This window comes from Corallococcus sp. AB045 (genome assembly GCF_003668895.1).
Lineage (GTDB): Bacteria > Myxococcota > Myxococcia > Myxococcales > Myxococcaceae > Corallococcus > Corallococcus coralloides.
Genome location: NZ_RAWN01000110.1, coordinates 23,282 through 32,134, shown reverse-complemented (window position 1 = coordinate 32,134; position 8,853 = coordinate 23,282). Strand labels below are relative to the sequence as shown.

Sequence of the window (8,853 nt, the reverse complement as noted above, 5' to 3'; positions counted from 1 at the left end):
CATCACGCCGCACACGAAGTTCAAGGCGCAGATTTACGTGCTGTCGAAGGAAGAGGGCGGCCGCCACACCCCGTTCTTCAAGGGGTACCGTCCGCAGTTCTACTTCCGCACCACGGACGTGACGGGCACGGTGAAGCTGCCGGACAACGTCGAGATGGTCATGCCGGGCGACAACATCGCCATCGAGGTGGAGCTCATCACCCCGGTCGCGATGGAGAAGGAGCTCCGGTTCGCCGTCCGCGAGGGTGGCCGTACGGTGGGCGCCGGCGTCGTTGCGGAGATCATCGCCTAGTCGGCTTCCCGCCGACCGGCTTTCACGGGCACTGAGTTGCGGAGGGGAGGGCTGCTTTTGTAGCCTTCCCTTCTCGCATCTGGTGAAATGAACCATGCCTAAGGGTAACCGTTCCATCATCTCGCTCGAGTGCACCACGTGCAAAGAGCGGAACTACACGACCACGAAGAACAAGCGGAAGAGCCAGGACAAGCTTGAGCTGAGCAAGTTCTGTCCTCGCTGCCGCAAGCACACGGACCACAAGGAAGGCAAGGTCTAGGTCGTCGGTTTCATGAAGGTTTAGGCCAGTAGCTCCAACGGTAGAGCAGCGGTCTCCAAATCCGCGTGTTGGGGGTTCGAATCCCTCCTGGCCTGCCAGCTTCAGTACAGGGACCCCCGGTACCGAGCGGTGCCGGGGGTCCCTGTCTTTTCGCAGTCCCGCTTCCGCAGTCCCTCGTGAGGCACCATGGCGACGGCATCTGAGGCCAGCCAGCAGGCTAACCGCTCGGGCATCGACCCCAAGCGGCTCGTGGTCATCTTCTATCTCGTCTTCGGCATCGTCCTGGCCCTCTTCCTGGAGCACGTCTTCGGGTTGCTCTGGAGCCGGTTCGGCTGGAGCGACGTGGAGCTCTTCGAAGGCCTCGGCTGGCGCGTGTCGACGCTGGCGGGCTACGTGGTGGCCCTGGCCCTGGTGCTGGCGGCCTACTTCCACCCTCGCACGCACGCCCTCTCCATCGATGTGGCATCAGAGTTGATGAAGGTCACCTGGCCTACCTGGTCGGAGACCCGCGCATCGACCATGGCCGTGGTCGTCGCCTCGCTGGTGGCGGCCGTTCTGCTCTTCTGCATCGACACCGTCGCCTACAACTTGATGGTGGAGTGGCTGCCTGCCCTGTGGGGGAAGCTGTAATGGCGAAGAAATGGTTCACGGTCCAGACCTACTCGAACTACGAGAACCAGGCGAAGAAGAACCTGGAAGAGCAGGTGCGCCTCAAGGGCCTGCAGGACCAGGATCTGATTGGTGAGATCCTCATCCCCATGGAGCAGGTCGTGGAGATGGTGAACGGCGAGAAGAAGACCACCCGCCGCAAGCTGTTTCCGGGCTACATCTTTGTCCAGATGGAGCTCAGCGACACCACCGTCCACCTGGTGAAGAACACCTCCAAGGTGACGGGGTTCCCGGGCGTCGGCCAGAACGAGCAGCCCCGGCCCATGTCGGACCGCGAGGTCGAGCGCCTCACCGCGCAGGTCACCGAGGGCGCCCACAAGGCCAAGCCCAAGGTCCAGTTCGAGACCAGCGACACGGTGCGCGTCATCGACGGCCCGTTCGCCAACTTCAACGGCACCGTGGAAGAGGTCAACCCGGAGAAGGGCCGCGTGCGCGTGCTCGTCAGCATCTTCGGCCGTGCGACCCCCGTGGAGCTCGACTTCATGCAGGTGGAGAAGACCACCGGCTAGTTTCACAAGTCTTCCGCGCCCGGGTAACGGGCGCGGATCAACGGGTGGGAGGGCCGCCCCGTCTGGCGGCCCGTCGGAACCACCCTCTCGAAAGGCAGCAGTCCGCCGATGAAGAAGGTCACAGGTCAGGTCAAGTTGCAGATCCCCGCCGGCAAGGCGAACCCCGCCCCGCCGATTGGTCCCGCGCTCGGTCAGCAGGGCGTGAACATCATGGAGTTCTGCAAGCAGTTCAACGCCAAGACGCAGGCGGAGGCCAAGGAGGGTCTGATCATCCCGGTGATCATCACCGTGTATCAGGACCGCTCCTTCACCTTCATCCTGAAGACCCCTCCCGCCGCCATCCTCATCAAGAAGGCCGCGGGTCTCCACACGGAGAAGAAGAAGGGTTCGGGCGCGAAGAAGCCGGGCAAGGAGAAGGTGGGGCAGATCACCCGTAAGCAGCTCGAGGAGATCGCCAACAAGAAGATCCAGGACACCACCGCCGCGTCCATCGAAGCCTGCATGAGCACCATTGCTGGCACCGCGCGCTCCATGGGCATCGACGTCGTCGGCTAGCCCGCCCCCTCTCTCAAGGATTCCTGCAATGGCTAACTCCGGAAAGAAGTTCCGCGCGTCCAACGAACTGGTGGACCGCAACAAGCGCTACCCCGTCGCCGAGGGTTTCGCGCTGCTGAAGAAGACGGTTGATACCCGCGCGACGAAGTACGACCAGACGGTCGACGTCGCCATCAACCTGGGCGTGGACCCGAAGCACGCGGACCAGATGGTCCGTGGCGCCGTGGTGCTCCCGCACGGCACCGGCGCCACCGTGCGCGTGGCCGTGTTCGCCAAGGGTGAGCGCGCCACCGAGGCCACCAACGCCGGCGCGGACATCGTCGGCGCCGAGGACCTCCAGAAGCGCATCGAGGAAGGCTTCCTCGACTTCGACACCGTCATCGCGACGCCGGACATGATGGGCGTCGTCGGCCGCCTCGGTAAGGTGCTCGGTCCCCGTGGCCTCATGCCGAACCCGAAGGTCGGCACGGTGACCATGGACGTCGCCAAGGCCATCCGCGACTCCAAGGGCGGTAAGGTCGACTTCCGTGCTGAGAAGGCGGGCATCGTCCACGCGAAGATGGGCAAGGCCTCCTTCCCTGCGGACAAGCTCGAGGCGAACTTCAACGCACTGGTGGACCTGGTGATGAAGCTCAAGCCGGCCACCGCCAAGGGCGTGTACCTGCAGGGCATCGCCATCTCGACGACCATGGGGCCGGGCATCAAGCTCGACACCACGGAAATCCTGGCGCGTCACCGCTAATCGCGGGTGCCAGGACGGGCAGGGAAGGGTGCGCTCCCTGACGGGGAGCGTCAGTCCTGTCGCCCGCGAACGTCGGTTCGTTAGAAAGTGCTGGATCTTTGCGAAAGCCGGGGGTATAGGCCCCCGGCTTTTGCAATTGGGGCGCCATGTCGAGAGACGCGGCGTTCCGACCTGGTTCATGACAGCAGGGACCTGGAGTGGGGAAGACGCGTCCGTTGGGAACCGGGCAACCGGTCGGGCCGTCCATCCGCTCCTGGTTCAAACGGCCGCAAGGTCAGCCCTGCCGAGACTGGAGGTGCGGTGTGGTGCCTCTCGGAGGCTCCTCTCTCGCTCTGCCACTTTGGCCCAGGCATCACGCCCGACCGTCAGGTCGGGCCATGAAGGAGGTGAGTCAAGGTGCTGAAGAGCGAGAAGGAAGAGATGATCAAGGACCTTCACGAGAAGTTTGCGCGGACCAAGACCGCGGTGCTCGTGGAGTCCTCCAAGGTGAACGTCGAGACCGTCACCAAGCTGCGTCGCAAGTTCCGCGAGGGCAAGGTCGAGTACAAGGTCATCAAGAACACGCTGGCGCGCCGTGCCGCTCAGGGTACGACCGTCTCCGTGATTTCGGATGACTTCACCGGTCCCGTGGCGCTGTGCATCAGCTACGACGACGAGGTGGCTCCTGCGAAGATCCTGATGGATTTCATCAAGGACATGGAGACCATCAAGGTCCGTAGCGCCGTCGTCGCCGGTAACAAGGTCGACGCCAACGGCGTGAAGGCACTGGCGAAGCTGCCGGGCCTCAATGAGCTGCGCGGGATGTTGCTCGGCATGCTCAACCAGCCTGCAGGCAAGCTGGTCCGGACCATCGCGGCCCCCGGGTCGCAGCTCGCGCGCGTCATCCAGGCGCACGCGGACAAGGCGCAGGGTCAGTAATCGTCCCGAGAAGTTTTTCTACCGCAACCTCTTCGGCCGAGCCGCCCAAATGGGTCGCCGGCCGTTAGTCAACCAGAAGGAACAGTTCCATGGCCGATTTGAACGCGATTGCTGAAGAACTCTCGAAGCTCACCGTCCTTGAGGCGGGCGAGCTCGTGAAGCTGCTGGAGAACAAGTGGGGCGTTTCCGCCGCCGCCGTGGCCGTTGCCTCCGCGGGCCCCGCCGCCGCCGCCGCTCCTGTTGAGGAGAAGACGGAGTTCAACGTGGTGCTGGCGAACGCCGGCGCCAACAAGATCAACGTCATCAAGGAGATCCGCGCCATCACCGGCCTGGGCCTGAAGGAGGCCAAGGACCTGGTCGAGGGCGCGCCCAAGACGGTCAAGGAAAGCGTCAACAAGGACGACGCCAAGAAGATCAAGGACCAGCTCGTCGCGGCTGGCGCCACCGTCGAGATCAAGTAGTTCTGTACAGGGGCTACCCTGTTCTTCCGGGAAATCCCGGGTAGCCGCCTGATCGGATGAGCAGGCCGGCGCTCCCTATGCTGGGGCGCCGGCTTTGCCCATTTGACATTTGCCAAATTTCCCGGCGCCGCCGCGCGTTACTGAAGTTTGCCCCGCCCGAGCAGCCGTCCCCGGAGACCGAATGCCGACGCAGATCCAGAACAATTTCCGCGTGCGGAAGACCTTCGCGAAAATCGCGAAGATCATCGACATTCCCAATCTCATCAACATCCAGAAGCAATCCTACGAGAAGTTCCTCCAGGCCGACATCGCCCCGGAGAAGCGTGAGGACCTTGGCCTTCAGGGTGTCTTCAAGTCCGTCTTCCCGATCCGGGACTTCAACGAGACCTCCTCGCTGGAGTTTGTCAGCTATCACCTGGAGAAGCCGAAGTACGACGTCGATGAGTGCCACCAGCGTGGAATGACCTACTCGGCGCCCATCAAGGTCGTCGTGCGCCTGGTCGTCTGGGACAAGGACGAGGAGACCGGCGCCCAGTCCATCCGCGACGTAAAGGAGCAAGAGGTCTACTTCGGCGAAATCCCGCTGATGACCCAGAACGGTACGTTCATCATCAACGGCACCGAGCGCGTCGTGGTGAGCCAGCTGCACCGCAGCCCGGGTGCGTTCTTCGACCACGACAAGGGCAAGAGCCACTCGTCGGGCAAGCTGCTCTACAACGCCCGCATCATCCCGTACCGCGGCTCGTGGATCGACTTCGAGTTCGACCACAAGGACCTGCTGTACGTGCGCATCGACCGGCGCCGCAAGCTGCCGGCGACCGTGCTCATCCGCGCCCTGGGCGCCGTCGGTGACACGGCGAAGAAGAACCCGCTCGACTTCAAGGGTTCCACCGAGGAAATCCTCAACTACTACTACGCCACCGAGACCATCTACCTGCAGAGCGCCGCGGACTTCGAGAAGTCCGTCGAGCTGGAGCTCCTGCCGGGTCAGCGCGCCACGCGCGACATCAAGACCAAGGCCGGTGAGCTGATCGTCAAGAAGAACCGCAAGTTCACGCGCGCCGCCATCAAGAAGCTCGAAGCGGCGAAGATGACCAAGCTGCCCATCGACGCGGACGAGCTCTTCACCAAGGTGTCCGCCTACGACGTGGTGGACGAGAACACCGGTGAGGTCATCCTCGAGTGCAACGAGGAGGTGTCCCAGGAGAAGGTGGACGAGCTCCTCAAGCGCGACATCAAGGAGTTCAAGGTCCTCTTCATCGACAACCTCAACGTGGGTCCGTACCTGCGTGAGACGTTGATGCTGGACAAGATCGAGTCGCCCGAGCAGGCCATCATGGAGATCTACCGGCGTCTGCGCCCGGGCGATCCCCCGACGCCGGAGACGGCGACGAACCTGTTCAGCAACCTGTTCTTCAACCCGGAGCGCTACGACCTGTCCAAGGTCGGCCGCCTCAAGCTGAACTTCAAGTTCAGCCTCGAGGAGCCCCTCGACGGTCAGATCCTGACCAAGCGCGACATCCTGGAGGTCATCCGCTACCTGATCGACCTGAAGAACGGCAAGGGCACGATCGACGACATCGACCACCTGGGCAACCGCCGCGTCCGCGCGGTGGGCGAGCTGCTGGAGAACCAGTACCGCATCGGCCTCGTCCGCATGGAGCGCGCGATCAAGGAGCGCATGAGCCTCCAGGAGATCGAGACGCTCATGCCGCACGACCTGATCAACGCCAAGCCGGTGACGGCGGTGATCAAGGAGTTCTTCGGGTCCAGCCAGCTGTCGCAGTTCATGGACCAGACGAACCCGCTCTCGGAAGTCACGCACAAGCGCCGTCTGTCCGCGCTCGGGCCTGGCGGCCTCACGCGTGAGCGCGCGGGCTTCGAAGTCCGCGACGTGCACCCGACGCACTACGGCCGCATCTGCCCCATCGAGACGCCGGAAGGCCCGAACATCGGCCTCATCGCGTCGCTGTCGACCTACGCGCGCGTCAACGAGTTCGGCTTCGTGGAGACGCCGTACCGCAAGGTGGACGCGGGCAGCGTGACGGGGGACGTGGCCTTCTACTCGGCGCTCGAGGAGGAGAAGCACACCATCGCCCAGGCGAACGCGGAGACGGACAAGAAGGGCAAGTTCGTCAACGCGCTGGTGCAGAGCCGCCGCAGCGGCGAGTTCGTCCAGGTCAAGGCCGAGGACGTGGACCTGATGGACGTGTCCCCGAACCAGCTGGTGTCGGTGGCCGCCTCCCTCATCCCGTTCCTGGAGAACGACGACGCGAACCGCGCGCTCATGGGCTCCAACATGCAGCGTCAGGCCGTGCCGCTGCTGCGCACGGCGGCGCCGCTCGTGGGCACGGGCATCGAGGCCATCGTCGCCCGCGACTCGGGCGTCACCTGCGTGGCGCGCCGTGACGGCATCGTGGAGTCGGTGGACGCCAGCCGCATCGTGGTGAAGGCGGACTCCAACGCGGCCCTGAGCGACGTGTCCAGCGAAGTGGACATCTACAACCTGCTCAAGTACCAGCGCTCCAACCAGAACACGTGCCTCAACCAGAAGCCCATCATCCGCAAGGGTGACCGGGTGAAGAAGGGCGACGTGATCGCGGACGGCCCGGCCACCGAGACCGGTGAGCTGGCGCTGGGACAGAACATCGTCGTCGCGTTCATGCCGTGGCAGGGCTACAACTTCGAAGACTCCATCCTGCTCAGCGAGCGCATCCTCAAGGAGGACGTCTTCACGTCCATCCACATCGAGGAATTCGAGTGCATCGCGCGCGACACCAAGCTGGGCAAGGAGGAGATCACCCGCGACATCCCGAACGTGGGTGAGGAAGCCCTCAAGGACCTGGACGAGAGCGGCATCATCCGCATCGGCGCCGAGGTGAAGCCCGGCGACGTGCTGGTGGGCAAGATCACTCCGAAGGGCGAGACCCAGCTCTCCCCCGAAGAGAAGCTGCTGCGCGCCATCTTCGGTGAGAAGGCCGGCGACGTGCGCGACAGCTCGCTGCGCGTGCCCCCGGGCGTTGTCGGCACCGTCATCAACGCCAAGGTGTTCAGCCGCAAGGGCGTGGAGAAGGACGAGCGCGCCAAGCAGATCGAGTCCATGGAGGAGGCGAAGCTCCTCAAGGACCAGAACGACGAGATCAAGGTCCTCCAGGACTCCGCGTACAGCCGCCTCCGCGGCCTGGTCCGCGGCAAGGAGGTCCAGGGCAAGCTCGTGGACGACAAGGGGAAGATCCTCCTGAAGAAGGGGGACATCCTCAACGACGAGCTGCTGGCCACGGTGCCGTACAAGTACTGGGGCGAGATCTCCGTGGGCGACCCGCTGGACGCGCGCCTGCGCGACATCCTGCGCAACCTGGAGGAGACGAAGGAGGCCGTGAAGCTGGCCTTCGGCGAGAAGATCGCCCGCATCAAGAAGGGCGACGAGCTCCCTCCGGGCGTCATCAAGATGGTGAAGGTGTACGTCGCCATCAAGCGCAAGCTGGCGGTGGGCGACAAGATGGCCGGCCGCCACGGCAACAAGGGCGTCGTGTCCCGCGTCCTCCCCGAGGAGGACATGCCGTACCTGGAGGATGGCCGTCCGGTGGACATCGTCCTCAACCCGCTCGGCGTTCCCAGCCGCATGAACATCGGGCAGATCCTCGAGGTCCACCTGGGCTGGGCCGCGAAGGGCGTGGGCGAGCAGCTGCAGCGCTACATCGAAGAGAACTTCAGCGGCGAGCAGCTCAAGAAGCAGCTGAAGACCGTCTACGACGACAAGGCCTTCGGCGACTTCGTGGACGGCCTGTCCGACCAGGAGGTCCAGGACCTCTGCCGCCGCCTGAAGAAGGGCATCCACGTGGCGACGCCGGTGTTCGACGGCGCTCGCGAGACGGAGCTGCACGCCCTCTTCGACGAGGGCCGGCTGCCGCGCTCCGGTCAGATGGTGCTCTTCGACGGCCGCACGGGTGAGCCGTTCGACCAGAACGTCACCGTGGGCGTGATGTACATGCTCAAGCTGCACCACCTGGTGGACGAGAAGATCCACGCCCGTTCCATCGGGCCCTACTCGCTCGTCACGCAGCAGCCCCTGGGCGGCAAGGCCCAGTTCGGCGGCCAGCGTCTGGGCGAGATGGAAGTGTGGGCGATGGAGGCCTACGGCGCGGCGTACACGCTGCAGGAGTTCCTCACGGTCAAGTCGGACGACGTGGTGGGCCGCACGCGCATGTACGAGGCGATCGTCAAGGGCGACAACGTCCTGGAGTCCGGCCTGCCCGAGTCGTTCAACGTGCTCCTCAAGGAGCTCCAGTCGCTGGCCCTGGACGTGGAGCTGCTGGAGAGCGCGCCCCCGGAGCGGCAGCGCAGCTTCGGCGGTGACTTCCTGGGCGGCGGCGACGGCGAGGACCGGAAGTCCGGGACCGAGGCCTAGGCCTTTTCAAAGAAGCCGGCGCGCCCGCCTGACCGGCTGG

Annotated in this window: 8 protein-coding genes, 1 tRNA gene and 1 pseudogene; all 10 read left to right on the top strand. The window is 64.4% G+C overall.

The features are described 5' to 3' along the window. A pseudogene (tuf, locus tag D7Y21_RS24490) lies at window positions 1-292 on the top strand (elongation factor Tu); the annotation flags it as partial. A 94-nt stretch (window positions 293-386) separates the two neighbouring features. Next, window positions 387-551, top strand: coding sequence for a 50S ribosomal protein L33 (gene rpmG / locus D7Y21_RS24485; protein ID WP_002617522.1), 165 nt, complete (start codon window positions 387-389; stop codon window positions 549-551). A 22-nt stretch (window positions 552-573) separates the two neighbouring features. Continuing rightward, window positions 574-649 (top strand) — tRNA-Trp (locus D7Y21_RS24480). Window positions 650-737: 88 nt separating this feature from the next. Further along, window positions 738-1,181: a preprotein translocase subunit SecE gene (secE, locus tag D7Y21_RS24475; RefSeq protein WP_120568133.1), complete on the top strand. Its 444-nt coding sequence runs from the start codon at window positions 738-740 to the stop codon at window positions 1,179-1,181. Next, complete coding sequence (gene nusG, locus D7Y21_RS24470) at window positions 1,181-1,729, top strand: transcription termination/antitermination protein NusG (RefSeq protein WP_014397772.1); 549 nt, start codon at window positions 1,181-1,183, stop codon at window positions 1,727-1,729. Before secE ends, nusG begins: the two co-directional genes overlap by 1 nt. 108 nt (window positions 1,730-1,837) lie before the next feature. Beyond that, window positions 1,838-2,284: a 50S ribosomal protein L11 gene (rplK, locus tag D7Y21_RS24465; RefSeq protein WP_120568132.1), complete on the top strand. Its 447-nt coding sequence runs from the start codon at window positions 1,838-1,840 to the stop codon at window positions 2,282-2,284. 28 nt (window positions 2,285-2,312) lie between these two features. Next, complete coding sequence (rplA, locus tag D7Y21_RS24460; RefSeq protein ID WP_120568131.1) at window positions 2,313-3,026, top strand: 50S ribosomal protein L1; 714 nt, start codon at window positions 2,313-2,315, stop codon at window positions 3,024-3,026. A 396-nt stretch (window positions 3,027-3,422) separates the two neighbouring features. Further along, window positions 3,423-3,944, top strand: coding sequence for a 50S ribosomal protein L10 (rplJ, locus tag D7Y21_RS24455; protein WP_120568130.1), 522 nt, complete (start codon window positions 3,423-3,425; stop codon window positions 3,942-3,944). Between the two features lie 89 nt (window positions 3,945-4,033). Next, window positions 4,034-4,405 (top strand): 50S ribosomal protein L7/L12, encoded by a 372-nt coding sequence (gene rplL, locus D7Y21_RS24450; protein ID WP_120568129.1) that lies wholly within the window; start codon window positions 4,034-4,036, stop codon window positions 4,403-4,405. A 181-nt stretch (window positions 4,406-4,586) separates the two neighbouring features. Continuing rightward, the gene (gene rpoB / locus D7Y21_RS24445) at window positions 4,587-8,813 is read left to right on the top strand and encodes a DNA-directed RNA polymerase subunit beta (RefSeq protein ID WP_120568128.1); all 4,227 of its coding nucleotides are present in this window, start codon (window positions 4,587-4,589) and stop codon (window positions 8,811-8,813) included. Window positions 8,814-8,853: the final 40 nt, after the last annotated feature.

Coding starts and splice junctions, on each gene's coding strand:
- rpmG (WP_002617522.1), top strand. CDS start 387: ATGCCTAAGGGTAACCGTTCCATCATCTCGCTCGAGTGCACCACGTGC.
- secE (WP_120568133.1), top strand. CDS start 738: ATGGCGACGGCATCTGAGGCCAGCCAGCAGGCTAACCGCTCGGGCATC.
- nusG (WP_014397772.1), top strand. CDS start 1,181: ATGGCGAAGAAATGGTTCACGGTCCAGACCTACTCGAACTACGAGAAC.
- rplK (WP_120568132.1), top strand. CDS start 1,838: ATGAAGAAGGTCACAGGTCAGGTCAAGTTGCAGATCCCCGCCGGCAAG.
- rplA (WP_120568131.1), top strand. CDS start 2,313: ATGGCTAACTCCGGAAAGAAGTTCCGCGCGTCCAACGAACTGGTGGAC.
- rplL (WP_120568129.1), top strand. CDS start 4,034: ATGGCCGATTTGAACGCGATTGCTGAAGAACTCTCGAAGCTCACCGTC.
- rpoB (WP_120568128.1), top strand. CDS start 4,587: ATGCCGACGCAGATCCAGAACAATTTCCGCGTGCGGAAGACCTTCGCG.